Here is a 25,404-nt window from a genome sequence, read left to right as displayed (position 1 = left end):
GTGTGTCAGGTGAGCAGTTCGGTGATCGGGTCCACCGCGAAGTAGGCGACGAACAAGCCCGCCACCACCCACAGCAGCGGGTGCACCGCCCGCGCCTTCCCGGCCGCCGCGTGCAGGACCACCCACGTGATGAAGCCGACGCCGATCCCGTTGGCGATCGAGTACGTGAACGGCATGACGACGATCGTGAGGAACGCCGGCAACGCGACGGCGAACTGCGTGAAGTCGATGTCGCGGACCTGCCCGATCATCAGGGCACCCACCACCACGAGGGCCGGGGCGGCGGCCTCGACGGGCACCATCTCGTAGAGCGGGGTGAGGAACATCGCGGCGAGGAACAGCACGCCGGTCACCACGTTCGCCAGGCCGGTGCGCGCACCCTCGGCGATGCCGGAGGCGGACTCGACGAACACCGTGTTCGACGACGCGGATCCCACGCCGCCGGCGATGGCCCCGGTGCCCTCGACGACGAGGGCACGGCCGATACCGGGCAGGTTGCCGTCCTTGTCGGCGAGACCGGCCTCCTTACCGAGACCGGTCATCGTGCCCATCGCGTCGAAGAAGTTGGCGAGGACGAGGGTGAACACGAGCAGCGTCGCGGCGATCACGCCGATCCGGGTGAACGCGCCGAAGAGGTCGACGTTGCCCACCAGGCTCAGATCCGGCACGCCGGCCACCGTGTCCGGCACCTCCGGCGTGCTCAGATTCCAGCCCTTCGGGTTGGTGCCCTGCGACGGCCCGACCCCGGCGACCGCCTCGACGATCGCGGCGACCACCGTGGTCACGACGATGCCGATCAGCAGCCCGCCGGGCACCCGGCGCACGATGAGCACACCCATGAGCAGCACACCGAACACGAATACGGCGGTCGGCCACGACGCGATCGAGCCGTCGATGCCCAGCCCGACGGGAACGGTGGTGCCGGCCGCGTCCGGCAGGCGGCGCACGAATCCGGCGTCGACCATGCCGATCAGGGCGATGAACGCGCCGATGCCGGCCGCGATGGCCGCCTTCAGCTCGGGCGGGATCGCGTTGAACACGGCGGTGCGGAAGCCGGTGAGGGCGAGGACCACGATGATGATGCCGTCGATCACCACGAGGCCCATCGCTTCGGGCCAGGTGACCTGGGGTGCGATGGTGACCGCCAGCAGGGTGTTGATACCCAGGCCGGCCGCGATGGCGAACGGATAGTTGGCGACGACGCCGAAGACGATGCTCATCAGTCCGGCCACCAGCGCGGTGACGGCGGCGACCTGGTTGATGGGCAGAATGTTGCCGAGCACGTCGACCTTGGCCGAGGCGTCGTCCGGGGAGAAGCTGCCCAGGATCAGCGGATTGAGCACCACGATGTAGGCCATCGCGACGAACGTGACGACGCCGCCGCGCACCTCCCGCGAGACCGTCGATCCCCGTTCGGTGATCTTGAAGTAGGTGTCGAGGAACGAGGTGCCGACCGCCGTGCCGGACTTCCGCTCTGAGGATTGGGCCATATCGACTTCCGCTCTGGGATGGGGGCTGCGTCGCAACGGGAGATTATTGCAATCGGGCTGGACTAGCCTGAAATCGTGAACGACGCGCAAACGGTTGCCGAGCGGACACGGCGCCTCGCCGATCCCCGTCCCGCGCTGGCGATCGGCACGGCACTGTGGACGGTGGCGACGATCGTCGTACTTGCCACGGGCGACCGGTGGCCGGCCGCCCTGCCCGTGTGCGTAGCGGGAATCATCGTGGGGCTCTTGGGATTCGCCGTCTACCTCGTGCAGCGCCGGGCCGCCCGGCTGGGTCGGCGCGGCGCGCAGGTCGGACTGGACTGACGAGCGGGTCCCACGCCGCCCGGCCCCACGGCCGCGGTCACAGCCGGGCCCGCACCCGCGTGATCAACCCCACCCACAGCAGCGCCCACAACGACCCCAGCAGCCATCCGGCGACGACGTCGGTCAGCCAGTGGGCCGCGAGATAGACCCGCGAGAGCCCGACCGCGAGCGTGTAGGCGCCCAGGGCGCAGTACGCCACGAGCGCCCGGCGGCTGCCGGGCGGCGACTGCCGGGCGATCACGACGGCGAGCACCGTCGCCAGCATCGCGGTCATCATGGCGTGCCCGGAGGGGAACGAGTGGGTGGTCAGCTCGACGAGGCGCGCGGGCTGCGGCGGGCGCTCCCGCCCGAACTGCAGCTTGAGCAGGCTCATCAACGGCCAGCCCGTCAGGATCGTCGCGGACAGGAGCAGCGCATCGTCGCGACGGCCCGCGCGCAGCATGAGCATCGTCAGCGCTGTCGTGACCACGGCGACGGCGACGGTACCGCCGGTGTGGGTGACGGCGGTGACGACGGCGGTCAGCGCGGGTTCGCGGAGCTCCACCACGCCGTCGAGGGTCGTCGTGTCGATGCTCATCGTGGCTCCGGCGGCGAGAGCGCCGCGACGGCGGCGGCCAGTCCCGGGCCGGTGCAGTGCGTCGTACCGCTCTCGTCGACCCACCACGAGACGTCGCGCTCGCCGGTGACCGCGCCGGAGCAGCGCACGGTCAGTCGCTCGTGCACGACGAGGGGTCCGCGCGGCAACGGCCGCTGCGCGACGGCCGCCGCGAGCACCGCGGCGGGCTCGTTCCGCCATCCGGTCGCGCGGCCCGGGCCGGACACGCGCCCGGACACCTCGGCCGAGGCGAGGGCGACGTCGAGGAGGTCGGCGAGGACCGCTGCGGTCGGCAGGGCGCCGAGCACGAGCCGGTCGGCGGGCACCACGGCGGCGAGCCACGGCCGGTCCAGCACCAGCGCGTCCGCCGCGTCGACGATCGACCCGGCGAGGCTGCGGACGGCGTCGGGCAGGTGCAGGGCGTCGAGGTCGAGCATGCCGGCGGCACTCGCCGCGGCCAGGGCGGCGTGGGCGCGGGCGGTGACGGCCGGGGCGGGGGTGCGGTCGGGATCGGCGAGGCGGTCGAGAAGCAGCGCGGCCGTCTCCGTGCTCTCGACGCCCGTCGCGGCCAGGCACGGCCGCAGACGGTCCGCGTCCGGGTGCGGGCAGGGGTCGAGCAGACCGGCGAATGCCTCGTCGTCGGGGGCGCGCAGGTGCCCGAGGGTCCGGCCGCCCAGCGACGCGTAGGTGCGCAGCCACCAGGCGGTGTAGCCGCGCCGGTCGCCGAGGGCCGCAGCCGTGCCGGGTTCGGCGACGAGGAGCGACAGGGCCCGATCCCAGCGGGCGTCGTCGACGAGGTCGAGGTCGCGCACCGCCACGAGCGACTCGGGATCCTCGTCGAGGGTTCCCCACCACTGCTCCTCGTCGGGCAGGTCGTGATCGGGACCGGTGGGCAGCTCGGCACGCAGCACCGTGAAACCCCATCCGACGCCGACGGCCCGCAGCGCCTCGGCGTCGTACTGCTCCGCCACCTGCGGATCGAGGATGGCGAAGGGCGCGTCCTCGACCAGCACATCCGCGAGGGGCGCCCCCGGCAGCAACAGCTCGTCGGCGGGCACGAGTTCGCCGTCGGCATCGGGCAGGAGCAGCGCCCCCAGCTCCCGGGGCACCGCTTCGGCCGGTACCTGCGCCGCCAGCCGGAGCACGACCTCGGCGAGCTCGGCCGTCGCCTCGTGGTCGTCGACGTCGACGTCCTCGACCGCCGCGAGCAGCGCCGGGTCCGCGAGCAGATCCACCGCCGTGACCGTGCCGGCGCCGAGCCGGGTGAGCAGGGGATGCGCGGCGTCGGGGTGCACGAGGCGCACCCACGGCATGCGCAGATGCCCGACGTCCGTGCCCAGCACGGCGGTCCGCGGCCCGGTGACGGTGCGGCCGTCCGACAGCGGCACCGGGATCGCGGCGAGTTCCTCGGCCACCACCGAGTCGACGACCAGCGGGGTGAGCGCCTCGTACAGCCGGTACCACCACGCAGGCTCGCGCTCGACCCCGGCGAGCAGCTCGGCGATCCGCGCCGGCCCGAGGCGGTGCACGTCGACGGCGCCGAGCGCCGCAGCGTACCGCGGCCCGCACAGATCGGGCCGGATCAGGCCGGGCACGACGTCGGCGAGGACGGCGGCGAGCTCGTCGGTGAGACCGGTCAGCGCGGTGGCCCGGTCCGGGACCAGATCGTCGCCACCGCCGGCCGGGGGCAGCCACGGATGCGCGCGCAACTCCTGCAGCACGGCCTCACGCAGCAGCGCGTCGACCTCGCTGCGCGCGAAGCCGGGAACCGGAACCATCGCCGGCCGCTGCCGCGGCGGCAGCGCCGCGACGAAGCCGGCGTAGCCGCGCGCGAGGCCGGCCACCGGGGCGCCGGGAAGCAGTCGGCGCCGGTCGGGCTGCATCGGCACGTCGGCGATCACCAGCGCGGGCAACGAGAGTTCCTCGTCGGAGCGGGTGGGAGCGCGCAGCACGTCCTGCGGCACCGGCACCGCCACCCCGTCCACGACGGGAACGAGCCAGCGGGCGTGGGGCCCGGCGTACTCCCACCAGGTCTGCTCGCCGACGGCGACGACGCGCAGTCCGGACTCGGCTTCGGTGCAGGTGCGGGTGAGCTCGCGGCCGCCTACCGTGACGGCGGCCAGTGCGGGCAGCTCGAGGAGCAGGTCGACGGCCTCCGCGGCGAACCCGTCGAGCAGCGTCTCCGCGTCGATCCCGGGACGCAGCCGCAGCACCACCTCGGTGTCCCAGCCGGGCGCCGGCGGCATGGACGCGGGCCACGCGAGACGCAGCACCGGGATGCCGGACTCCGGGGCGGGCACGCCGCGGTCGGCCAGCGCGTCCCGGGTGTGCGCGGCGGAGAAGCGGATCGAGCCGGACCGCGAACGGATCTCGATGTCCTCGCTCACCGCGGCCGCGGCGGTGAAGCCGACCCCGAACCGGCCGACCCCGCCGGTCTTGCTCGACGCCCGCAGCGCCGTCAGCGCCTGCACGCCGGCTTCGTCGAGCGGCGCGCCGGTGTTCGCGACGTGCAGGTCGTCGCCGTCGCGCCACAGGCACAGCGCGCCCGGCACGCCCGCGCGCGCGGCCGCGTCGGCGGCGTTCTGCGCGAGTTCGGTGAGCACCCGGTCGCGGTAGCCGGCCCGGACGAGATCGGCCTCGGTGGCGGCATCCTCCCGCAGCCGCGTCGGGGACGACGCCCAGGCCAGCAGGGTGCCCTCGCGCAGCGCCGCGGTCCCGAAGGGGTCGGCGGGGTCGGGGCGCGGCATCCTCAGTCGGTCTGTTCCGGCGGCGCGACCGCGGCCGGCTCGGCAGTCGTGTCCTCGGTGCTCTCGGTGTTCTCGGTGCTCTCGGTGTTCTCGGCGCTCTCCGTGTCCCCGGCGCTCCCGGACCCGGTCTCCTCCGAGGCCTCCGGGACCGTGCCTTCCGCGTCCGCCGGGGCGGCGTCGCGACCGTCCGCGTCGGCGCCGGCCTGGGCGTGCGCCTCCGCACCCGCCTCGGCCGGCGGCAGGGCGACGACCTCCACAGCGGAGTCGTCGTACGCCTCGTGGACCGGGGAGCCCGCGCCGGTCGGCAGGGTGGTGTCCGAGTGGGCGCCGCACCCGTACGCCGAGTGCACCACGTGGCCGTCGGCGGCGAACTCGTTGCCGCACACCCCGAACGCTGCCCGCAGGGAACCCGCGAGGGGAAGGTAGAACCCGCACAGCCGGCACGTCGAGGGCGCAGCCTTGGCCATTTCCGAGTCGGGGCCGTAGTCGCCGTCGTACCAGCGCTGGGCTGCCTCGAGGCGGCCCTCGAGGCTCATGACCTGCGTGCGGCCGAGGCCGATCTCGAGGGCCGTCTCGTCGATCTCGGGGTCGCCGGTGGCGACGTAGCCGGGCACGAGGCGCGGATCCCCCGCCGGGGGCGCGAGCAGGTCGCCGGGACCGAGGTCGCCGGGCCGGATCCGCTCGTTCCACGGCACCCACCGCGGCGCGACGAGCGCGTCCGGTCCGGGCAGCAGCGCCAGCTCGCTCACCGTCACCCGGTCCGAGCCGGGTGCGGCGGCGACGACGACGGCCCACTGCCAGCCCCGGTACCCGGGCAGTTCCGCGGCGAACCGGTGGGTGGCAGCGCAGTCGTCCTCGGCCGCGACGCCGAGGTACCCGCCGACGCCGGTCTCTCCTGCGTCCAACAGCGCGGCCCGCGCGACGTCGACGGCGTCGGCCAGCAGAGGCTGCACGAGCTGTTCGGTAGAGGCGGACGCGGAGCCGGACGCAACTGAGGAAGGCACACCACTCACGGACCCCATTCTGCCGCACGGAACCGCCACCGCGACCCTCGGCTGCCATCATGTGGGCATGCGCCGCCGTCCGCTCTCCGTCGCGGCCGCGGTCGCCGCCTGCGTCGCGGCGGCCGCGTGCGACTCCGCCCCGGCGGATCCGGGTCCGCCGCCCGAGCGCCTGCGGGCCGAGGTCGTGGCCGTGCATCCGCACGATCCCGCCGCGTTCACGCAGGGCCTCGAGGTGTCCGGCGACGAGTTGCTCGAGGGCACCGGCCTGTCCGGCCGGTCGTGGATCGCGGCGCGGTCGCTGGCCACCGGCGCCGAACGGGTCCGGGTGCCGGTGCCGGACGGCATGTTCGGCGAGGGCATCACCGTCGCCGGCACCACGGTGTGGCAGCTGACGTGGCGTGATGGGGTCGCGGTCGCCCGCGACCGGGACACCCTGGCCGAACGCGGCCGCGCCGGCTACGACGGGGAGGGCTGGGGGTTGTGCGCCCAGGACGACCGGCTGGTGATGAGCGACGGCACCGCGGAGCTGACGTTCCGGCACCCCGGGACCTTCGCGGAGACGGGCCGGGTGACGGTCCTGCGCGAGGGCCGCGCCGTCACCCGCCTCAACGAACTCGAATGCACCGACGACGGTGCCGTGTACGCCAACGTGTGGAAGACCGACGAGATCCTGCGCATCGACCCGGACGAGGGCCGGGTGACCGCCGTGGTGGACGCCGGGGCGCTGCGCGAGCGGCTCACCGACGGGCAGCGCGAGCGCATCGACGTGCTCAACGGAATCGCGCACCTGCCCGGTACCGATCGTTTCCTCGTCACCGGCAAGTTCTGGCCGTCGGTGTTCGAGGTGCGGTTCGTGCCGTGACTGCGCCGCAGGTGGGGCAGTCCACCGAACACCGATCCGCCCGGTGCGACAGAATTGTGCCGTGACCGATTCGGACGAGGAACGCGCACACGACGACGCGGGCCGTGGCGCCGACGTCGGCGGTCGTCCCCGCCGGTCGGCCCGGGCCCCGCACCCCGGCAACGGCAACTATCCGCCGCCGCGGCGCACGTCTGCGCGACGTACCCCCCTGCCGCCGCTGCATCCGGTCGAGGACGCCCGCAGGTACCGGGGCGACGACTTCTCCCGCGAGGAGCGCGCCGGCGCCCCGCGGGCCCCACGGATGCCGCGGAAACTGACGGTCACCCGCGTCGCGGCGCTGCGCAGCCGTGAGCTCACGAGCAAGGGCATCGCGACGTTCCGCCGGGCCGCCACCGCGGACGGTGCGGACCGCTCGGGCCTGACGGCCCTGACCTACGCGACGATGGCGAACTTCGCGAGCGACGCGGCGGTCGCCGTGGCCCTGGCCAACACCCTGTTCTTCTCGGCGGCCACGGGCGAGGACAAGACCAAGGTCGCCCTGTATCTGCTCATCACGATCGCCCCGTTCGCGGTGATCGCCCCGCTGATCGGTCCGTTGCTCGACCGGTTGCAGCACGGTCGCCGGCTGGCGCTGGCCACGTCGTTCGCCGCGCGCACCGTGCTCGCCGTGGTGCTGGTGTTCAACTTCGACAGCTGGGGGCTGTATCCCGCCGCGCTGGCGATGATGGTGCTGTCCAAATCGTTCGCGGTGCTCAAATCGGCGGTGACGCCGCGGGTGCTGCCGCCCGAGATCGATCTGGTCCGGGTGAACTCCCGGCTCACGGTGTTCGGCCTGGTGGGCGGCACGATGGGCGCCGGGGCCGTCGCCGCCGCCGCGGCCTGGCTGTTCGGATCGTCCGGCGCACTGTGGCTGTGCGCCGTCATCACGGCGTTCGGCGCGTACCTGAGCATGCGGATCCCGTCGTGGGTCGAGGTCACCGAGGGCGAGGTGCCGGCCACGCTGTCGTATCACGGCGCCGAGGCCCGCACCGAGGTCACCGGGACCCGCACCGAAGTGATCGCGACGCCCGCGCGCGCCGCCGGCGGCGCGAAGAGCCGCCGGCAGCCGCTGGGGCGGGCCGTGCTCACCGGTTTGTGGGGCAACGGCACGATCCGGGTGCTGACCGGCTTCCTGACCTTGTTCATCGCGTTCGTCGCCAAGTCGAAGACCGAGCACGAGCCCCTGGTCCAGGCGGGGATGCTGGGTCTGGTCGGCGCGGCCGCCGCCATCGGCAACTTCACCGGCAACGCGACCGGCGCGCGGCTCACGCTGGGCCGTCCCGCGCTGATCGTGGTGCGGTGCACCGCGGCCGTGACGGTGATGGCGGCGCTGGCCGCCGCGACCGGCAACCTGATCACGGCGGCCCTCGTGGCGCTGGTGGGATCCTGCGCGAGCGCGCTGGCGAAGGTGTCGCTGGACGCGTCACTGCAGCAGGACCTGCCGGAGGAGTCCATCGCATCCGGGTTCGGTCGCTCGGAGACGGTGCTACAGCTGAGCTGGGTGTTCGGCGGGGCCCTGGGGGTCCTGCTGCCGACCGAGTACTGGCTCGGGTTCACCGTGGTCACCGTCGTGCTGGCCCTCGGTCTGACGCAGACGATCCTCACCTACCGTGGAGGCACCGTCGTTCCGGGCTTCGGTGGCAAACGCCCGGAACACGCCACCCAGGAGACCACCGGTCGCATCCCGCGGCCAGGCGGACTTACGACGAGAAACGGAACGTGATGAGACTGCAGCCCCGGACGAAGAAGACGATCGCGATCCTGGTGATCGTGGCGCTGGTCGCGATCGGCGGGCTCACCGCGGTCGTGGTCTCCCTCGTCCGTTCCGCACCGCCGAGCGTGCCCACGGTGACGGCGTACGCGCAGGGCCGTACGGTCACGGTCGAGCCCGGCCTGTGCAGCGCCGACGGCACGTGCGCCGGCCTCGAGGCCGTGATGCTCGAGGTGCCGGCGGGCCGGCCGCTGCAGCTGTCGTTGCCGTCGGAGATCACCGACTCGGACTGGCGGCTGAACGTCACCTACGGTGATCCCCGCACCGGCGAGATCTTCGAGGGGTTCCGCGACTACACGCCCGGTCAGGCCCGGGCCGTGACGGTGCCGTCCGACCCCGGCGCGCAGTTGCTGAATGTGGTGCTGCAGCTTCCCGCCACCGGGGAGCAGGCGCCGGTGTGGGCGATCCAGACGTTCTGACCCCCGTCCAGCATGCGAGAGGGGCCCTCCGGGTGCTGTCCCGGAAGGCCCCTCTCGCGTCGGGTCGGCCCGACGCCGGACGTCAGGAGTCGAGCTCGCGGGCGACGGCCCGCATCACCTCGGAGATCCGCTGGGCGGTCTTGCGCTCGGGATGGCGGCCCTTGCGCAGCTCCGGCTGCACGGTGGCCTCGAGCAGCTTGATCATGTCCTCGACCATGCCGTGCAGCTCGTCGGGCGTGTGCCGCTTCTGGGGGGCCGCCTCACGCCGCCCTCCCTGGCGCACCGACGGCAGTGGATCGAGCAGTTTCAGGCTGAGCGCCTGCGGTCCGCGACGGCCCGCGGCCATGCCGAACTCCACCCGCTGACCCGGCTTGAGGCCCTCGACCCCGGCCGGGAGCGCGGAGGCACGCACATAGACGTCCTCGCCCTCCTCCTGGGACAGGAAGCCGAAGCCCTTCTCCATGTCGTACCACTTCACCTTGCCGGTAGGCACTGCGTTCACCCGCTCCTCGACAGCCGTGCCCCGGTGGGGCACGAGTGGATATGCAAAACAACGCGCCCCGCTTCGAGTGCGGGACGCGCAGACATGCGTCAGTGTACCCGCGGCGGAGTCCACCTTCGAATGTCCGGCGGCGGCGCGGGCGGGTGGGGAAGCACTACGGTGGACGCGTGGGCACCTCCAGTTCTTCCGCACCGGGCAACGGCCTGCTCAAGGCCGCGCTGGCATGTTTCCTGGTCGGGATCGTCGCCGTGGTGGCGATCTTCCTGACCCCCGCCGTCACCGACGGCCGGCCGGGCCTGGTGCTGTATCTGCTGACTCTCGCCTGGCCGCTCGGCTTCGTGCTGGCATTGACCTTCGCGCTGCGCTCCGGCCGGCGCTCCCGCGGAAGGGACCGCACGTGAGGATTCTGCTCAACATCATCTGGCTGGTCTTCGGCGGCCTGTGGCTGGCGCTGGGGTACTTCCTGGCAGGCCTGATCTGCTTCGTGCTGATCATCACCATCCCGTTCGGCATCGCCTCGTTCCGCATCGGCATGTACGCGCTGTGGCCGTTCGGCAAGACGGTGGTGGACAAGCCCACGGCGGGGGCCGGGTCACTGATCGGCAACGTGATCTGGGTCGTCGTCGCCGGCATCTGGCTGGCCCTCGGTCACGTCGTGACGGCGATCGCGATGGCGATCACGATCATCGGCATCCCCCTGGCGCTCGCGAACCTGAAGATGGTGCCGATCTCGCTGCTGCCGCTCGGGAAGGACATCGTCCCGGTGGACAACCGCCCGAGTTACATGTGACGTTCCTCACATAACACGGGCATAACGGCGAGGTCGCGAACCGGCACCGGCGATGGACTTTGGTCCCTACCTGCGACTTCATCGCGCCACACGCGCCACTCACGCGCCGCCCTCGCCGCGCTCGGCGTTATCAATTGGTGACAATCCCCGCCTCGAGCCGTTACCGTCGTCTCCGGCCGGTTGGTTCGGCCACCCCGGGTCCGTCGCGCCAAATCCTGCTCCGCGGATTCCGGGTGTCCCGACGAACGATCCACGGGAGCAGGAAGCGGGGGACCCAACGGTCTCCCAGGGAACACCGATTCCCAGGAGGCACCCGGATCGCCGCCCACGGCGACGGTCCTTGGGGTGAAGCCGAATCGCCCACCGGCGAGGAGGCCGGGCTACCTCTTCAGCCCGAACCCGACAGCTGACCTCGTAGGCGCGTACGGAGAGGAACCGGAACCGACATGAGCGGACGCCATCGCAAACCCACCAACACCGGCCGCACCGTCGCCAAGTTCGCGCTGACCAGCGCGGTTCTCGGCGTCACGGGCGTCGCCTTCAGCGGCACCGCCAACGCCGCTCCCGACTCCGACTGGGACCGCCTCGCGCAGTGCGAGTCCGGCGGCAACTGGGGCATCAACACCGGCAACGGCTACCAGGGTGGCCTGCAGTTCTCCCCCAGCACGTGGAACGCCTACGGCGGCGGCGAGTACGCGGCGACCGCCAACCAGGCCACCCGCGAGCAGCAGATCACCGTCGCCGAGCGCGTGCTCGCCGGCCAGGGCTGGGGCGCGTGGCCGTCCTGCTCCTCGAGCCTCGGCCTGAGCAGCGCTCCGACGCAGCGCAGCGCCCCGTCCACGAGCGCCGGCACCGTCCAGAACACCCCGGTCGTCGAGGCCGCCCCCGAGGTGCCCGAGCTTCCCGCTCTGCCCGCGGAGGCCCAGGGCCTGCGGGCCGGCTTCGAACAGGGCCTCGACGCCCTGCGCCAGGCCGGCATCGCCGTCGACCAGAACCTCGTCGACGCGGTCAACGCCGCCCTGCCGAACTGATACCCGGCACAGACGCACGAAAGAGCCCCGCACCGTTCCGGTGCGGGGCTCTTTCGTGCTTCGATCAGCGGTTGATGACGGTGCGGGGGTGGGTGTACGGCAGGGAGTCGACCGGCAACGGGAACTCCATCTCCTCGCCGTACGGGGACAACGGGCCGGAACGAGTCGAGGACAACTCGGTGACGGCGTGGTCCCCGTCCGCCACCTTGGGCCACCCCGGATCGACATACTGCTTCTTCGAATTGTCAGCCATGCGCTCATTTTGGCAGGCAGGTTCACGGACAGCTACTTCAGGTCTCTAATCTGGTCTCGATGACCGCCACCGACCCCGCCGCGCCGGAGACCGGGCCGGAGTCGCTCGTGCGCTGGCTGAGCGACCGCCGCGACGCCGACCTCGCCGAGCTGCTGCGCGCGCGCCCCGACCTGGTGGTCCCGCCACCCGCGACGATGGCCGTCCTGGCCGGCCGCGCGCAGCAACGTGCCTCGGTGTTCCGCGCCGCCGACGAACTCACCGTCCTCGACTTCGGTGTGGTCGACGCGCTGACCCGGCTGGGCGCCGACCGGGAGCCGGTGACCCGCCGGGCGCTGCTCGACTCCGTGTCCGGCCGCGTCACCGCCAAGAACGTCGACCGGTCCCTCGACCGCCTGCGCCGCCTGTCGCTCGTGTGGGGTCCCGCCGACGGGCTGCGGCTGGTCAAGGCCGCGGCCGAGGCGGTGCCGTGGCGAATCGGCCGCAGTCCCGACCCCGAGCAGCTGCCGGCCCCGGCCGAGGTCGGCGCCCTGCTCGCCGACCTCGATCCGGCGCAGCGCAGCCTGCTCGACACCCTCGCGCGCACCTCGCCCGTCGGGCGTACCCGCGACGCCGCGGCGGGCACACCCGCCGACCGGCCCGTGCAGCGCCTGCTCACCGCCGGGCTGCTGATCCGGCTCGACGACGAGACCGTCGAGCTGCCGCACCGGGTCGGTCAGGCGCTGCGCGGCGAGGCCCCCTTCGACCCCGCCGCCCTCACCCCGCCCCGGCCGCTGCCCGCGACGCACGTCGTCGCCGAGGTCAACGCCACCGCTGCGGGCGCCGCCCTCGAACTGCTGCGGCACTGCGAGAACGTGATCGACGCGCTCGCCGCGCTGCCCGCCCCCGCGCTCAAGTCCGGGGGCCTCGGAGTGCGCGAACTGCGCCGCCTCGCCAAGACCGTCGACGTCGACGAGCAACTCGCCGCGCTGCTCGTCGAGGTGCTCGCCGCGGCCGGCCTGATCTCGCGGGGCGTGCCCCAGCCGCCGCCCCCGACGGACATCGACGACTACTGGGCGCCGACCACCGCCGCCGACGGCTGGTCGAACGCGCCGCCCGCGCAGCGCTGGGCCGTGCTCGCGGGCGCGTGGCTCGACGCGCCGCGACGTCCGTGGCTCGTCGGGCGCCGCGACGCGACGGACAAGCCGATCGCCGCACTGTCCGACGAGTGCCAGTCCACCGCCGCACCGCGCGAGCGGCGCCTGCTGCTCGAGCTGCTCGCCGAGGTGCCCGGGTCGGCGCCCGGCGCGGATGCGGCGCGAGCCGTGCTGGCCTGGCGGCGGCCGCGGTGGGCGGCCCGGCTCGGCGCCGACACGGTGGCCGAGACGCTGCGGGAGGCGACGGCGCTGGCCGTCGTCGCGCACGGGGCTCTCGCCTCGCCCGGCAAGGCGCTGCTGCACGGCGGCGACCCCGAGGCGGAGATGGCCGCGGTCCTGCCGGAACCGGTCGACTACGTGCTGGTCCAGGCCGACCTGACGGTGGTGGCGCCCGGCCCCCTGGTGCCCGAACTCGCGGACCGCATCGCCCTCGTCGCCGACGTCGAGTCGGCGGGCGCGGCCACGGTGTACCGGGTGAGCGAGACCGGCGTGCGCCGCGCTCTGGACGCGGGCACCGGCGCCGCCGAGCTGCACGCCCTGTTCGCCACGCATTCGCGCACTCCCGTCCCCCAGGCGCTGACCTACCTGATCGACGACGTCGCCCGCCGCCACGGCCGGCTCCGCGCCGGGATCGCCGCCTCGTTCGTCCGCTCCGACGACCCGGCGCTGCTGGCCGAGGTGCTCGGTCACCCCGTCGCCGGCCACCTCGCCCTGCGGGCCGTCGCGCCGACGGTCGCGGTGTCGCAGGCGCCGCTGGCGGAGGTGCTCGCCGAGCTGCGCGGTGCGGGCTTCGCGCCCGCGGGCGAGGACGCCACCGGCGCGGTGCTGGACCTGCGGCCACGAGGCGCCCGGGTGTCGGTGCCGCGGGCACGGCCCCGCTACATCGGACCGACGCCGCCCACCGGGGAGCAACTCGACACCCTGATCCGCACGCTGCGCGCCGGGGACCGGGCCGCGGCCGCCCCGCGCGGCACCACCGTCCGCGGCGACGGCACCCGCACGGGCGGTGCCGCGACGATGGCGCTGCTGCAACTCGCCGCGCACGGCAAGCGCAGCGTCCGGATCGGCTACGTCGACGCGCAGGGCGTCGCCACCCACCGCATCGTCGATCCCGTCGCAGTCGGCGGGGGGCAGCTCGAGGCGTTCGACCCCGCCGCGGGCACGGTCCGCAGCTTCGTGCTGCACCGCATCACCACGGTCGCGCTCGTGGAGTGACGGCGGCCGGTGGCGGGCCTGCCGCCGCACCTGGAGAATGGGGAGGTTCTGCCTGTTCCCGCGCTAGGAGGCGTCCGTGGCCGACGGACCGTTGATCGTCCAGTCCGACAAGACCCTGCTCCTCGAGGTCGACCACGCCCTCGCGAACGAGGCCCGGCAGGCCATCGCGCCGTTCGCCGAGCTCGAACGCGCCCCCGAGCACGTGCACACCTACCGGGTCACCCCGCTGGCGTTGTGGAACGCCCGCGCCGCGGGACACGACGCCGAGCAGGTCGTCGACGCCCTGGTCACCCACTCCCGGTTCGCGGTCCCGCAGCCGCTGCTCGTCGACATCGTCGACACCATGGCCCGCTACGGCCGGCTGCAGCTGGTGAAGAACCCCGCGCACGGCCTGACCCTGGTCAGCCTCGACCGGGCGGTGCTCGAGGAGGTGATGCGCAACAAGAAGATCGCGCCGATGCTCGGCGCCCGGCTCGACGACGACACCGTGATCGTGCATCCGAGCGAGCGCGGCCGGCTCAAGCAGATGTTGCTCAAGGTCGGCTGGCCGGCCGAGGACCTCGCCGGCTACGTCGACGGTGAGGCACACGCGATCAACCTCGACTTCGAGACCAACCCCTGGCACCTGCGGGACTACCAGGAGATGGCCGCGGACTCGTTCTGGGCCGGCGGCTCCGGCGTGGTGGTGCTGCCGTGCGGGGCGGGGAAGACGATGGTGGGTGCGGCCGCGATGGCCAAGGCGGGCGCCACCACCCTGATCCTGGTGACCAACACCGTCGCGGGCCGGCAGTGGAAGCGCGAGCTGATCGCCCGCACGTCGCTCACCGAGGACGAGATCGGCGAGTACTCCGGGGAGAAGAAGGAGATCCGCCCGGTCACCATCGCCACCTACCAGGTCATCACCCGCAAGTCGAAGGGCGAGTACCGCAACCTCGAGCTGTTCGACTCCCGCGACTGGGGGCTGATGATCTACGACGAGGTGCATCTGCTGCCCGCCCCGGTGTTCCGGATGACAGCCGACCTGCAGTCCCGGCGCCGGCTCGGCCTCACCGCGACCCTCGTGCGCGAGGACGGCCGCGAGGGCGACGTATTCTCGCTCATCGGCCCCAAGCGCTACGACGCACCGTGGAAGGACATCGAGGCGCAGGGCTGGATCGCGCCCGCGGAGTGCGTCGAGGTGCGGGTGACCCTGACCGACGCGGAACGGATGACGTACGCGGTGGCCGAGCCCGAGGAGCGGTACAAGCTGTGCTCGACCGCGCACACGAAGATCGCGGTGGTGAAGTCGATCCTGGACCGGCACCGCGACTCCCCCACCCTGATCATCGGGGCGTACCTCGATCAGCTCGACGAGCTCGGCGGGGCGCTGGACGCCCCGGTGATCAAGGGCTCGACCCGGAACAAGGAGCGCGAGGAGCTGTTCGACCGCTTCCGCGCCGGTGAGCTGAAGGTGCTCGTCGTGTCGAAGGTCGCGAACTTCTCGATCGACCTGCCCGAGGCGTCGGTGGCGGTGCAGGTGTCGGGCACGTTCGGCTCGCGCCAGGAGGAGGCGCAGCGCCTCGGCCGGTTGCTGCGCCCCAAGCACGACGGCGGGCAGGCGCACTTCTACTCGGTCGTCGCGCGCGACACCCTCGACGCCGAGTACGCCGCGCACCGGCAGCGGTTCCTCGCCGAACAGGGTTACGCGTACCGGATCACCGACGCGGACGATCTGCTCGGCCCCACCATCGGCTGACCGCCGGCCGGTTCAGCCGGGCGGGAGGCGGTACTCCTGTTCCGGTCGTCCCGTGCTGCCGTACCGGAGCTGCATCCGCAGCTGCCCCTTGGTGACGAGCGCGGCGAGATAACGCTGAGCGGTCGCGCGGGACACCCCGATCGTGGCCGCCACCTCCCCCGCCGACATGGGCGTGTTCGAGGACGAGAGAGCTTGCAGGACAAGTTCTTTGGTCACCGATCGGGGCGCCCTGTCGCCGGCGCCCGACGGCGCCGGGCGCAGCGCGGCGAGCGCCGAGTCGATCTCGGCCTGGGTGAGTTCGGCGCCGGCGACGAGACGCCGGTACTGCGCGTACGCCGACAACCGCCGCGCGAGTTCGGTGTTGGGAAACGGCTTGACCAGATACCCCGAGGCGCCGGCGGACAGCGCGGCCCGCACCGTCGTGCCCTCGGCGGCCGCGCCGAGTACGAATGCGTCGCAGTCGAGTTCACGGATCAGGTCGATGCCGGAGCCGTCGGGCAGGTACACGTCCACGAGCGCGAGGTCGACCGGGGCCTCGCGGACCGCGGCGCGCGCGGCCGCGACGGTACCGGCGACCGCCGCCACGCGGAACCCGGCCACCGCGGCGACCACGCTCGCGTGCAGTTCCGCGACGCGGAAGTCGTCGTCGACGACGAGCACCGTCAGATCGGATCCGCCCACGCGGTGTCTCCTTCGTCGAGTACGTCGATCAGCGTGGCGACGAACACCGCGCCCCCGGTGGGATTGTCCGGGGTGCGCCGCCCGCCGGGATCGGCGAGGATCACGTCGCCGCCGTGCTGCCGGGCCACCTGCCGCGCCAGCGCCAGGCCCATTCCGCGACCGCCCGGGACGGCACCGTCGGCGTGGGTGGTGACACCCTCCCCGAAGACCTCCCCGGCGCGGCCGGCGGCGATGCCGGCACCGGTGTCCGCGACGGCCAGGTGCAGGTCGCGGCCGGCCTCGACGAGTTCGACCTCCACCTCGGCGGGGTCGTGCCCGTGCTCGCGGGCCGCCTCGATCGCGTTGTCGAGCAGGTTGCCCAGCACGGTCGTGACGTCCACGGGGCAGCGGACGGTGCCGCGCACCCAGGTGTTCTCGCCGAGGACCAGCGTCACCCCGCTCTCCCGCGCGTGGGCGGCCTTGGCGGTGAGGAAGGCGTGCAGGTACGGGTCGGCGACGGCGTCGAGCCCGTCGAGGGGCCGGCCGGTGGGCCCGGATCCGAGGAGCTGCTCGAGGTACTCGGTGGCCTGAGCGCTGCGGCCTTGCTGCAGCAGGCCGTAGAGCAGGTGCAGGCGGTTCGCGGTCTCGTGCCGCTGGGCCCGCAGTGCGGTGGTCAGCGACTGCACGGCGTCGAGTTCGCGGGTGAGCTTCTCGACGTCGGTGCGGTCGCGCACCGACATCACGGTGCCCAGGTCGCGGCCGTCGCGCAGGACCCGTCGCGCGACGGCCAGCACGATCCGGTCGCCCGCGGCGGCGGCCACCGGCTCGTCGCGGGGGCGGCGCGCGACGTCGAGCAGGCGCGGGGTGAGCCCGACGTCCTCGAGCCGGTCCCCCACTCCGCCGCGCAGGTCGAGCAGCCGCCGGGCCTCGGCGTTGACGACGGTGACCACCCCCTCGGTGTCGGCGCCGATCACCCCTTCCCCGATGCCGTGCAGCACGACCTCCTGCTCCCGGACCAGCTCGGCGAGCTGCTCGGGCTCGAGGCCGAGGGTCAGCCGCTTCCACCGGCGGGCCAGCAGCGCCGATCCCGCGGCGCCGCACGCCAGGGCGCCGGCCGCGACGAGCGCCGCCTGCGCGATGTCCTCGCGCAGCTCCGACCGGACGCGGTCGGTGGCGATGCCGACGCTGACCTCGCCGACGACCCGCTCCGAGCCGGGGGCGACGACGGGCACCTTGGCCCGGACGGAGTCGCCGAGGGTGCCGCGCTCGCTGCGCACCACCTCCCGTCCGGCCAGGGCCTCGTCCGGGTCGGTGCTGACCCGCAGACCGAGCAGCCGCGCGTCGGGGTGAGCCAGCCGCAGTCCCTGCTCGTCGGTGACCACCACGAACAACGCGCCGGTGGCCGCGCGCACCGCCTCGGCGGCCTGCTGGACCGTGCCGGTCGCGAGCTCCGGGTTGCCGGGTGCGACGACTCCGTCGTCGGCGGCCGCGAGCCGGGCCACCTCGGCCCGGACCGTGGCATCGGCTGCGACGGTCCGGGCGACGGCGAGGGCGCGTTGTCCGTATTCGTCGGTGACGCGGTCCTCGGTGGTGGTGACGAACGCCGCGAACCCGAGTCCGAGCACCACCGCCACCACGGCGGACTGCAACAGCAGCACCTGGGTGCGCAGCCTCACGACGCCTCCGGCAGTTCGGGGTCCGACACGTTGATCCGTTTCTCGCGACGGTACGTCGGTGCGGAGCTCAGCCGAGCGGGATCTGGCCCAGGAGGATGCCGACGGCCAGCATGGTGAGCGACACGAGCGTCGCGCGCCACAGCACCTTGCGGTGGTGGTCGGCGAGCTGGACGCCGGCGAGGGTGACGAGCAGCAGGATCGCGGGCACCAGCGGGCTCTGCATGTGCACGGGCTGGCCGGTGATCGAGGCGCGGGCCATCTCGACCGGTTCGATCCCGTACTGGGCGGCCGTCTCGGCCAGGACCGGCAGCACGCCGAAGTAGAACGCGTCGTTGGTCATGAAGAAGGTGAACGGGATGCTGAGCACGCCCGTGATCACCGCCAGGTAGGGGCCGAGCGCGTCCGGGATCGCGCCGGTCAGCCACTGCGCCATCTCCTCGACCATGCCGGTGCCCTGGAACACACCGGTCAGGACGGCGGCCGCGAACACCATGGCCACGACCGACACGATGCTCGACGAGTGCCGGACGATCGCCTCGGACTGCTCCGACACGCGCGGGAAGTTCACGGCCAGCGCCAAACCTGCGGCGATCATGAACAGGACGGGGATGGGCAGGATGTCGAGCCCGAGGACGACGAGCAGGGCGACGGTGAGCAGCGCGTTGAACGGCAGCAGCCTCGGTCGCAGGGTCGCGCGGGTCGGGTCGAGACCTGCGACGAAACCGCCGGTCTCGTCGTCGCCGGTCGCGTCCGGCCCGGATCCGCTGCCGGTGCCACGCGAACCCGAACGACCCGCTCCCGTGGAGCCGCCGCGGCCGGCGCCGGCCAGCACCGGCTCAGCGGTCCACACCAGCTTGCCGAGGCGCCGGCGCTCCATGACACCGAGGTGCAGCGCGAACCCGAGCACGACGACCAGGCCGACGAGCAGCGACGGGATCATCGGGACGAACACATCCGACGGGGACAGGCCGAGCGCGCTGGCGGCGCGGACCGTCGGGCCGCCCCACGGGATGATGTTCATCGTCGCGTTCGACAGGCCCGCGACAACCGTCAGCACCACCGGGCTCACCCGCAGCTTCAGGTACAGCGGCAGCATCGCGGACGTGGTGATGATGAAGGTGGTCGAGCCGTCGCCGTCGAGGGAGACGACCATCGCCAGCACTGCCGTCCCCACGACGAGCCGCGCCGGGTCGTCCCGGACGAGCCGCAGGACGAGCCGCACCAGGGGGTCGAACAGCCCCACGTCGATCATGATCCCGAAGAAGATGATCGCGAAGAACAGCAGCGCGGCCGTCGGGGCGAGGTCGGTGACCCCGTCGACGATCATGTCGCCGAGATCGGCGCCCGCACCGGCGAACAGGCCGAAGGCGACCGGAACGAGGATCAGCCCGACGACGGGAGTGGCCCTCTTGGACAGGATCAGATACATGAAGACGGCAACCATGAGGAAGCCGAGGAAGACAAGCACGATCTGCTCGCTTTCGTCGGTGGACGGTGCGGAGGAGGTTCGAGAATCCGGGTCGTCGCCCGGTGTGATCTCTGCTACACGGAAGTGTGGGGCAGGCCACTGCGGGTGGTCACCGTTGCGTGCGATAGCGCCGTTGTGCGCATTCTGCTCGAGTGCATTCGCCCCGGTCGGCGGGTTTACCGGGACCGCATGAGGGGTACGCCTTCTGCATGGGCGCACGGGGCGACAAGGGTGGCCGGACCGCATCCGGCAGCCCCGGCCGAACGGCTACCAAGGCCGCGGACCGGGGCAGCTCGACCAGGACGACCGAGCGGCCGCGTCGTGCGGCCCCGTCGTCCGGGACGGCGAAAAGGCCGACGGCGTCGGCCACCGCCGGCCGGGAACGAGCGCCCCGCAGACGCTCGTCCGCCACGAAACCGACCGCCGCGAAGTCGGCCGCCACGAAGTCGGCCGCCCCGAAGTCGGTCGCCACGGAATCGACCACGGCGGCACCGCGGCGGACGGCGTCGAAGCCGCGCACCGAACGGGCAACGGCCCCCCGCCGATCGGCGCCGGAGACACCCCGCCGATCGACGTCGGATGCCCCCCGGCGCCGCCCGGGGCAGGAGGCCGCCACGAAATCGACCACCACGGCGGCACCGCGGCGGACGGCGTCGAAGCCGCGCACCGAACGGGCAACGGCCCCCCGCCGATCGACGTCGGAGACCCCCCGCCGCCCGGGGCAGGAAGCCGCCACGCGCCCGGCCCGTCCGCGGACGCGGACCGCCGCCGCGGGGGAGGCACGGCAGCGGCCCCGCGAGCAATCCCGCACCTCCACGACATCCCGGCCCTCGTCGGCATCCCGGCCCTCGTCGCCGGAGCGCACGCCCCGCCGGCCGGCCTCGACCTCGCAACGCCCCGGACCCACCGGTCGCGGCGAGCCTCTTCCGAGCCGCAAGCCCGGACCCTTCGCGGCCCTCGTCGAGTGGCTGAAGATCCGCGTTCGCCGACTTGCGCGCGCGGCGCGGAGGCAAGGAGCCGCGGTGATGCGCAAGATCCCCGGGTGGACGGATCAGCTCACCGACTCCGTCACCGAGGGCCACCCGATCAAAAGTGCCGTCCTGGAGGGGATCCGGGCCTTCCTGACCGGCAAGAACGTCGTGTGGGCAGCGTTCAAGGGCCTGCTGTCCGGACTGAGCATCAAGGCCAAGATCCTCCTTGCTCTCGCCGTCGTCCTGGTGGCGCTGCTGGCTCCGGTCCTGCTCGTGGTCGCCCTGCTGGCCCTGCTCGTCGCCGGGGTGATCGCGGCGGTACGGGCCGCTACGCAGTGATCCGAAGGTCCTCGTGTCGAAGGGGTGGATCCTGCGCCATCGCGCGAGAGGGCTCCACAGCAACGCCCCCCTCACCACCGCTGCGGCCCCCCTACAGGGCTCTACCGCCGACCAGCCGGTCGCATAAGCTGACGGCGTGCGCCGTTTCGACTTCCCCGTGGACCTGCCCCACGCCAAGGCCGTCAATCAGACCGTCGCCGAGGTGCGGCGGCTGCGGGTCTCGGGGATCGTGCTGGCGGTGCTGTTCGCGGCGGCCGCGGTGTGGCTGCTCCTGATCGGCCAGGCGTGGTCCTTCGTCGTCGCGGCGGTGGTGATCGTCGCCGCACTCACCGCTGCGTGGGTTGCGGTATGGGCGCCGCGCAAGGTGGGCACGATCCAGCACCTGTACCGGGACAGTCCCCTGGTGCCGGCCGTGGTCTCCGAGCTCCGGCCGCGCGGGATGACGCTGCTCGCGCTCGTCGACATCGCCAAGCCGGAGACCGGCGTCCACCGCTATGCGCTGGTCGCCCGGGACGTCACGGCCGTACCGGGGCACCGGGTGCAGGTCGGCGAGCGCGTGCCGTGCGTCGCGGTGCTGTCGGACCGCACCACCCGCAACACGAGCGGCGCGTGGCAGATGGTCAGCCCGATGCCGATCGCGTGGGGCACCCGCGACGCCTCGGTGCTGCGGGAGGCCGCGGCCGCCATCGACGAGACCGAGTGGAAGGTGGTCGAAGGCAAGCTGTCCCTCTCGGACGAGGTCGCGGCCAGCGACGAGCGCCGGCTCGTGCTGGACCCGAAGGACCTGCCCCCCGACCTCCGCTGACCATGCGACCCGTCGTCCTCGCCGGAAGCACCGTCGTTCTCACGGTGCCGGGCCCGGACGACGTCGACGCGATCACGGCCGCCTGCCGGGACCGGTCGATCGTCCGGTGGACGACGGTCCCCGACCCCTACACCCGCGCCGACGCGCAACGGTTCGTCGGCGACGTGGTGCCCGCCGGCTGGGAGGGACACAGTCCGGTGTGGGCGGTGCGGACCACCGCCGACGGCCCGCTGCTGGGCACGATCGGGCTGATCGCGCGCGACCCGTCGGCCGCGGAGATCGGGTACTGGATCGCTCCGGCCGCACGCACCCGCGGGCTCGCGACGGCCGCGGTGAACGTGTTGTGCGACTTCGCCTTCCGCGCGGACGGTCTGAAACTGGGCCGTATCGAATGGCGGGCGCTGGCCGCCAATCTCGCGTCGGCGGCGGTGGCGCGGCGCGTCGGCTTCCGCTTCGAGGGGGTGCAACGGCGCGGCGTGCTGCAGCGCGGGGTGCGGCACGACGCGTGGGTCGCGGGTCTGCTGCCCGACGACCCACGCGTGCCGGCCGACGGGTGGCCGATGTGATCGGCACGGCCGCCGGCGACCCCGGTCAGCGCAGTTCGGGCAGGACTTCCCTCTCGAACAACTCGATGCCCGAGGTGTCGTACGCGGCCTCGGGGAAATAGAGGATCGCGTAGGTCATGCCCTGCTTCTTCAGCGCGGTGAAGTTCTCGACGATCTGCTCGGGAGTGCCGACGGCGGGCAGTCCCCGGAACGCGTCGAGCGCGCTGTCGGCCTTCTCCGGTCCGACGTACGGTTCGAGCCGCGCGCGCAGCGCATCGAGGCGCTCCTGCACTTCGGCCTCGGTCCGGCCGATCGCGACGTTGTAGTTCGCCGAGCGGACGATGGCGTCGAAGTCGGTGCCCACGTCGGCGCAGTGCCCGCGCAGGATCTCCGACTTGTGGGCGAAGCCCTCCGGGGTGCCGTCGAAGTTGGTGTACTGCGCGTACTTGGCCGCGATCTTCAAGGTCACCTTCTCCCCGCCGCCGGCGATCCACAGCGGGATGCCGCCGTCCTGCAGCGGCAGGGGGCGCACGACGGCGCCGTCCACCTGGTAGTGCCTGCCGTGCAGGGTCGCGGTGCCGGTGGTCCAGGCCTGCCGGAAGATCTGCACGCCCTCGTCGAGCCGGCGCAGCCGTTCGGCGGCGGGCGGGAAGCCGTATCCGTACGCGCGCCACTCGTGCTCGTACCATCCGCCGCCGATGCCCATCTCGATGCGGCCGCCGGAGATGATGTCCGCGGTCGCGGCGACCTTCGCCAGGTAGGCGGGGTTGCGGTAGCTCATGGCGGTGCACATCTGTCCGATGCGCACGTTCTCGGTGACCGCGGCGAATGCCGACACCAGCGACCAGGCCTCGTGGGTGGCCTCCTCAGTGGGCAGAGGCACGGTGTGGAAGTGGTCGTACACCCAGATCGATTCCCACGGGCCGGCGTCGGCGCGCTGCGCCAGGTCGCGCATCACCCGCCACTGCTCGGCGGGATCGATGCCGACGAGGTCGAGCCGCCAGCCCTGGGGGACGAAGAATCCGAAACGCATGTGGGTCCTAACTCGGTGTCGTGGTGTGTGCTGCCTTCTCGGACGCCGACGCCGGTTGCAGCGTGCGACGCGGCCAAGCCGAGTATCGCGGAATGTACCGGTACATGACGGCGGCACCGAGCATCGCGAGTCCTCCGACGGTCAGTGCGCCGGCCGCCAGCGACAGCGCGGCGACGGCCCCGACCGCGAACGGGCCGGCGAACATACCGCTGTCGTGCATCAGTCGCCAGGCCGCGAGAAACTCCGCACGCGTCCGCGGCGGGGCGGTGTCGGCCCCGAGCGTCATGATGACGCCGTTGCCCAGGCCGTTGCCGATTCCGAGGAGCACGGCCACCGCCACGAGGGAGATGAGATCGTCCGCGATCGGGAGCGCCAGAAACGCCACACCGATCACGAGCAGCGACGGCACCGCCACGACGCGGCGGCCGAAGCGGTCCATCATCTGTCCCGCCGGATACGAACAGAGTAGGTCGACGCCACGATCAACCCGGCCACGGACACCGGGGCCCCGAGGTCGCGCGCGAGAAGCGCAACCACCGGGGCCCCGGCACCCTGCCCGATCCCGAAGATCGCGGACGGGACGAACACCGTCCGGACGAGCGACGTCGGTTCGAGGGGCGGACTCACGCCGTCGCGGCACCCGCGTATGCGGTGGCCGCGAGGCGACCGGCCGGGCGGTCGAGCCCGTAGTGGCCGCGCAACGTCGTCGCCGTGTACTCGGTGCGGAACAGCCCGCGCTCCTGCAGGATCGGCACCACGCGGGTGGTGAAGTCCTCGAGTCCGCCGGGCAGATACGGCGGCATGACGTTGAAGCCGTCGGCGGCCTCGCTGTCGAACCACAGCTGCAGTTCGTCGGCGATCTGTTCGGGGGTGCCGGCGAAGGTGCGGTGACCGCGGCCGCCGCCGAGCTTCCCGATGAGCTGGCGCACGGTCAGGCCCTCGCTCTCGGCGAGGTTCCTCACCAGTTCGTAGCGGCTCTTGTTGCCCTGGATCCGGTCGATCGGCGGCAGCGGAGGCAGGGGCGCGTCCAGGGCATGCTCGGTGAGATCAACTCCCACCATCCCGGAGAGCTGGCGCAACGAGTACGCCGGTGAGATCAGGTCGGTGAACTCCTGCTCGAGCGCCTTGGCCTCGGCCTCGGTGTCGCCGATGAACGGCACGATCCCGGGGAGCACCTTCAGGGAGTGCGGATCCCGCCCCGCCTCGGCCACGCGGGCCTTCAGGTCGCGGTAGAACGCCTGCCCCTCGGCCAGGGTGCGCTGCGCGGTGAAGACCGCCTCGGCGTACCGGGCGGCGAAATCCTTTCCGCTCTCCGAGGATCCGGCCTGTACCAGCACGGGACGGCCCTGGGGTGAGCGCGGGGAGTTCAGTGGGCCGCGCACCGTGAACCGCGCGCCGTCGTGGTCGATGGTGTGTACCTTGGCCGGGTCGGCGAAGCGGCCGCTGTCGACGTCCAGCTCGACGGCATCGTCGTCCCAGCTGTCCCACAGGTCGACGGCGACGTCGACGAACTCGGCGGCGCGGTCGTAACGGCCGGCGTGGTCCGGTGTCTCGTCGTAGCCGAAGTTGGCCGCCTCGTCGGCGCCACCCGAGGTCACGATGTTCCAGCCGGCGCGGCCGTGACTGATGTGGTCGAGCGAGGCGAACTTGCGGGCGAGGTTGAACGGCTCGTTGTAGCCGGTCGACGCGGTGGCGATCAGGCCCACCCGCTCGGTGACGACGGCCATCGCGGACAGCAGAGTGATCGGCTCGAAGACCGCCTGGATGTTGTGTTCCACGCGGGGACCGGTCGCGAGGCCGTCGGCGAAGAACACCGAGTCGAGCTTGCCGCGTTCGGCGATCTGCGCGAGCTCCTGGAAGTGTGCGACGTCGAGGACGCGGCGCTCGTCGGTGCGCGGGTGTCGCCAGGCGGCCTCGTGGTGGCCGACCCCCATCAGGAAGGCGTTGAGGTGGAACTGCTTCGGAGACTGGGACATGACAACCTATCCGAGTACGTG

At 72.8% G+C, this 25,404-nt stretch carries 24 protein-coding genes and 1 riboswitch; of the genes, 12 read left to right on the top strand and 12 right to left on the bottom strand.

All coding sequences use genetic code 11. The annotated features are described in order from the left end of the window. Nucleotides 1–5: 5 nt before the first annotated feature. On the bottom strand, nt 6–1,490 hold the full coding sequence (locus ISO16_RS23630) for an NCS2 family permease (RefSeq protein WP_006936143.1): 1,485 nt from the start codon (nt 1,488–1,490) through the stop codon (nt 6–8). A gap of 75 nt (nt 1,491–1,565) precedes the next feature. Here ISO16_RS23630 and ISO16_RS23625 point away from each other — a divergent pair, with 75 nt between their 5' ends. Next, complete coding sequence (locus ISO16_RS23625) at nt 1,566–1,814, top strand: DUF2530 domain-containing protein (RefSeq protein ID WP_006936145.1); 249 nt, start codon at nt 1,566–1,568, stop codon at nt 1,812–1,814. 37 nt (nt 1,815–1,851) lie between these two features. Here the strand turns inward: ISO16_RS23625 and ISO16_RS23620 are convergent, their stop codons facing one another. Genes ISO16_RS23620 through ISO16_RS23610 form a run of 3 tightly spaced genes read right to left on the bottom strand, consistent with a single transcriptional unit; the run spans nt 1,852 to nt 6,178 of the window. Continuing rightward, nucleotides 1,852–2,391, bottom strand: a complete 540-nt coding sequence (locus ISO16_RS23620; RefSeq protein ID WP_006936149.1) for a phosphatase PAP2 family protein — start codon at nt 2,389–2,391, stop codon at nt 1,852–1,854. Continuing rightward, nucleotides 2,388–5,156, bottom strand: a complete 2,769-nt coding sequence (locus ISO16_RS23615; RefSeq protein WP_072634514.1) for a sacsin N-terminal ATP-binding-like domain-containing protein — start codon at nt 5,154–5,156, stop codon at nt 2,388–2,390. Before ISO16_RS23615 ends, ISO16_RS23620 begins: the two co-directional genes overlap by 4 nt. Before the next feature lie 2 nt (nt 5,157–5,158). After that, entirely contained in the window at nt 5,159–6,178 is a 1,020-nt protein-coding gene (locus tag ISO16_RS23610) for a DUF3027 domain-containing protein (RefSeq protein ID WP_072634513.1), read from the bottom strand. A gap of 49 nt (nt 6,179–6,227) precedes the next feature. Between ISO16_RS23610 and ISO16_RS23605 the strand changes: the two genes are divergently transcribed. The 3 genes from ISO16_RS23605 to ISO16_RS23595 all read left to right on the top strand — a co-directional run bounded on the left by ISO16_RS23605 (nt 6,228) and on the right by ISO16_RS23595 (nt 9,251). Then, the gene (locus tag ISO16_RS23605) at nt 6,228–7,022 is read left to right on the top strand and encodes a glutaminyl-peptide cyclotransferase (protein ID WP_072634580.1); all 795 of its coding nucleotides are present in this window, start codon (nt 6,228–6,230) and stop codon (nt 7,020–7,022) included. Between the two features lie 61 nt (nt 7,023–7,083). Beyond that, a complete protein-coding gene (locus tag ISO16_RS23600) occupies nt 7,084–8,784 on the top strand; it encodes an MFS transporter (protein WP_072634512.1) in 1,701 nt (566 codons plus the stop codon). Then, nucleotides 8,784–9,251 (top strand): DUF2771 family protein, encoded by a 468-nt coding sequence (locus tag ISO16_RS23595; protein ID WP_006936161.1) that lies wholly within the window; start codon nt 8,784–8,786, stop codon nt 9,249–9,251. The genes ISO16_RS23600 and ISO16_RS23595 overlap by 1 nt, the downstream gene beginning before the upstream one ends. Nucleotides 9,252–9,333: 82 nt before the next feature. Here ISO16_RS23595 and ISO16_RS23590 read toward each other — a convergent pair whose 3' ends face one another. Further along, complete coding sequence (locus tag ISO16_RS23590) at nt 9,334–9,744, bottom strand: cold-shock protein (protein ID WP_029541805.1); 411 nt, start codon at nt 9,742–9,744, stop codon at nt 9,334–9,336. A gap of 176 nt (nt 9,745–9,920) precedes the next feature. On the opposite strand from ISO16_RS23590, the gene ISO16_RS23585 reads away from it, so the two are divergent. The 3 genes from ISO16_RS23585 (at nt 9,921) to ISO16_RS23575 (ending at nt 11,574) form a co-directional block, all read left to right on the top strand. Beyond that, the gene (locus tag ISO16_RS23585; RefSeq protein ID WP_072634579.1) at nt 9,921–10,154 is read left to right on the top strand and encodes a hypothetical protein; all 234 of its coding nucleotides are present in this window, start codon (nt 9,921–9,923) and stop codon (nt 10,152–10,154) included. Further along, nucleotides 10,151–10,543, top strand: a complete 393-nt coding sequence (locus ISO16_RS23580; RefSeq protein WP_006936165.1) for a YccF domain-containing protein — start codon at nt 10,151–10,153, stop codon at nt 10,541–10,543. The genes ISO16_RS23585 and ISO16_RS23580 overlap by 4 nt, the downstream gene beginning before the upstream one ends. Nucleotides 10,544–10,754: 211 nt before the next feature. Then, nucleotides 10,755–10,980, top strand: a riboswitch (cyclic di-AMP (ydaO/yuaA leader). A 9-nt stretch (nt 10,981–10,989) separates the two neighbouring features. Beyond that, a complete protein-coding gene (locus ISO16_RS23575; protein ID WP_006936171.1) occupies nt 10,990–11,574 on the top strand; it encodes a resuscitation-promoting factor Rpf1 domain-containing protein in 585 nt (194 codons plus the stop codon). Nucleotides 11,575–11,638: 64 nt separating this feature from the next. On the opposite strand, the gene ISO16_RS23570 is transcribed toward ISO16_RS23575, so the two are convergent. Continuing rightward, nucleotides 11,639–11,827: a hypothetical protein gene (locus ISO16_RS23570; protein WP_006936172.1), complete on the bottom strand. Its 189-nt coding sequence runs from the start codon at nt 11,825–11,827 to the stop codon at nt 11,639–11,641. Between the two features lie 59 nt (nt 11,828–11,886). Here ISO16_RS23570 and ISO16_RS23565 point away from each other — a divergent pair, with 59 nt between their 5' ends. Together ISO16_RS23565 and ISO16_RS23560 are read left to right on the top strand one after the other, a co-directional pair. Continuing rightward, nucleotides 11,887–14,175: a helicase-associated domain-containing protein gene (locus ISO16_RS23565; RefSeq protein ID WP_072634511.1), complete on the top strand. Its 2,289-nt coding sequence runs from the start codon at nt 11,887–11,889 to the stop codon at nt 14,173–14,175. Between the two features lie 76 nt (nt 14,176–14,251). Further along, the gene (locus ISO16_RS23560) at nt 14,252–15,910 is read left to right on the top strand and encodes a DNA repair helicase XPB (RefSeq protein WP_072634510.1); all 1,659 of its coding nucleotides are present in this window, start codon (nt 14,252–14,254) and stop codon (nt 15,908–15,910) included. 12 nt (nt 15,911–15,922) lie between these two features. On the opposite strand, the gene ISO16_RS23555 is transcribed toward ISO16_RS23560, so the two are convergent. From ISO16_RS23555 to ISO16_RS23545, 3 genes are all read right to left on the bottom strand, one after another. Further along, nucleotides 15,923–16,591 carry a response regulator gene (locus tag ISO16_RS23555; RefSeq protein WP_072634509.1) on the bottom strand — a complete coding sequence of 223 codons (669 nt, stop codon included), beginning with the start codon at nt 16,589–16,591 and terminating at the stop codon, nt 15,923–15,925. Then, nucleotides 16,573–18,246: a sensor histidine kinase gene (locus ISO16_RS23550; RefSeq protein ID WP_072634508.1), complete on the bottom strand. Its 1,674-nt coding sequence runs from the start codon at nt 18,244–18,246 to the stop codon at nt 16,573–16,575. The genes ISO16_RS23555 and ISO16_RS23550 overlap by 19 nt, the downstream gene beginning before the upstream one ends. 67 nt (nt 18,247–18,313) lie before the next feature. After that, nucleotides 18,314–19,714, bottom strand: a complete 1,401-nt coding sequence (locus ISO16_RS23545; protein WP_006936182.1) for a CitMHS family transporter — start codon at nt 19,712–19,714, stop codon at nt 18,314–18,316. Between the two features lie 1,025 nt (nt 19,715–20,739). Between ISO16_RS23545 and ISO16_RS23540 the strand changes: the two genes are divergently transcribed. From ISO16_RS23540 to ISO16_RS23530, 3 genes are all read left to right on the top strand, one after another. Further along, nucleotides 20,740–21,024, top strand: a complete 285-nt coding sequence (locus tag ISO16_RS23540) for a hypothetical protein (RefSeq protein WP_206530884.1) — start codon at nt 20,740–20,742, stop codon at nt 21,022–21,024. 136 nt (nt 21,025–21,160) lie between these two features. Further along, on the top strand, nt 21,161–21,829 hold the full coding sequence (locus tag ISO16_RS23535; RefSeq protein ID WP_006931132.1) for a DUF3239 domain-containing protein: 669 nt from the start codon (nt 21,161–21,163) through the stop codon (nt 21,827–21,829). A gap of 2 nt (nt 21,830–21,831) precedes the next feature. After that, nucleotides 21,832–22,395 (top strand): GNAT family N-acetyltransferase, encoded by a 564-nt coding sequence (locus ISO16_RS23530; RefSeq protein WP_006931131.1) that lies wholly within the window; start codon nt 21,832–21,834, stop codon nt 22,393–22,395. Between the two features lie 25 nt (nt 22,396–22,420). Here ISO16_RS23530 and ISO16_RS23525 read toward each other — a convergent pair whose 3' ends face one another. The 3 genes from ISO16_RS23525 to ISO16_RS23515 form a co-directional block, all read right to left on the bottom strand. Continuing rightward, nucleotides 22,421–23,407 (bottom strand): LLM class F420-dependent oxidoreductase, encoded by a 987-nt coding sequence (locus ISO16_RS23525; protein WP_006931130.1) that lies wholly within the window; start codon nt 23,405–23,407, stop codon nt 22,421–22,423. A 7-nt stretch (nt 23,408–23,414) separates the two neighbouring features. Then, nucleotides 23,415–23,849 carry an MFS transporter gene (locus ISO16_RS23520; protein WP_072634507.1) on the bottom strand — a complete coding sequence of 145 codons (435 nt, stop codon included), beginning with the start codon at nt 23,847–23,849 and terminating at the stop codon, nt 23,415–23,417. A 181-nt stretch (nt 23,850–24,030) separates the two neighbouring features. Then, nucleotides 24,031–25,383, bottom strand: a complete 1,353-nt coding sequence (locus tag ISO16_RS23515) for an LLM class flavin-dependent oxidoreductase (protein WP_065922945.1) — start codon at nt 25,381–25,383, stop codon at nt 24,031–24,033. Between the last annotated feature and the right edge of the window lie 21 nt (nt 25,384–25,404).

The organism is Rhodococcus sp. M8 (assembly GCF_015654185.1).
Classification (GTDB): Bacteria; Actinomycetota; Actinomycetes; order Mycobacteriales; family Mycobacteriaceae; genus Rhodococcus; species Rhodococcus aetherivorans.
The sequence above is the reverse complement of the archived record's forward strand: the minus strand, read 5'-3'. Positions and strand labels throughout refer to the sequence as shown.

Excerpts from the sequence above, each read along its gene's own strand:
- ISO16_RS23570 (WP_006936172.1), bottom strand. The coding sequence starts at position 11,827 with ATGGCTGACAATTCGAAGAAGCAGTATGTCGATCCGGGGTGGCCCAAG.
- ISO16_RS23530 (WP_006931131.1), top strand. The coding sequence starts at position 21,832 with ATGCGACCCGTCGTCCTCGCCGGAAGCACCGTCGTTCTCACGGTGCCG.
- ISO16_RS23525 (WP_006931130.1), bottom strand. The coding sequence starts at position 23,407 with ATGCGTTTCGGATTCTTCGTCCCCCAGGGCTGGCGGCTCGACCTCGTC.
- ISO16_RS23540 (WP_206530884.1), top strand. The coding sequence starts at position 20,740 with ATGCGCAAGATCCCCGGGTGGACGGATCAGCTCACCGACTCCGTCACC.
- ISO16_RS23605 (WP_072634580.1), top strand. The coding sequence starts at position 6,228 with ATGCGCCGCCGTCCGCTCTCCGTCGCGGCCGCGGTCGCCGCCTGCGTC.
- ISO16_RS23610 (WP_072634513.1), bottom strand. The coding sequence starts at position 6,178 with ATGGGGTCCGTGAGTGGTGTGCCTTCCTCAGTTGCGTCCGGCTCCGCG.
- ISO16_RS23615 (WP_072634514.1), bottom strand. The coding sequence starts at position 5,156 with ATGCCGCGCCCCGACCCCGCCGACCCCTTCGGGACCGCGGCGCTGCGC.
- ISO16_RS23595 (WP_006936161.1), top strand. The coding sequence starts at position 8,784 with ATGAGACTGCAGCCCCGGACGAAGAAGACGATCGCGATCCTGGTGATC.
- ISO16_RS23630 (WP_006936143.1), bottom strand. The coding sequence starts at position 1,490 with ATGGCCCAATCCTCAGAGCGGAAGTCCGGCACGGCGGTCGGCACCTCG.
- ISO16_RS23515 (WP_065922945.1), bottom strand. The coding sequence starts at position 25,383 with ATGTCCCAGTCTCCGAAGCAGTTCCACCTCAACGCCTTCCTGATGGGG.
- ISO16_RS23575 (WP_006936171.1), top strand. The coding sequence starts at position 10,990 with ATGAGCGGACGCCATCGCAAACCCACCAACACCGGCCGCACCGTCGCC.
- ISO16_RS23565 (WP_072634511.1), top strand. The coding sequence starts at position 11,887 with ATGACCGCCACCGACCCCGCCGCGCCGGAGACCGGGCCGGAGTCGCTC.
- ISO16_RS23620 (WP_006936149.1), bottom strand. The coding sequence starts at position 2,391 with ATGAGCATCGACACGACGACCCTCGACGGCGTGGTGGAGCTCCGCGAA.
- ISO16_RS23520 (WP_072634507.1), bottom strand. The coding sequence starts at position 23,849 with ATGATGGACCGCTTCGGCCGCCGCGTCGTGGCGGTGCCGTCGCTGCTC.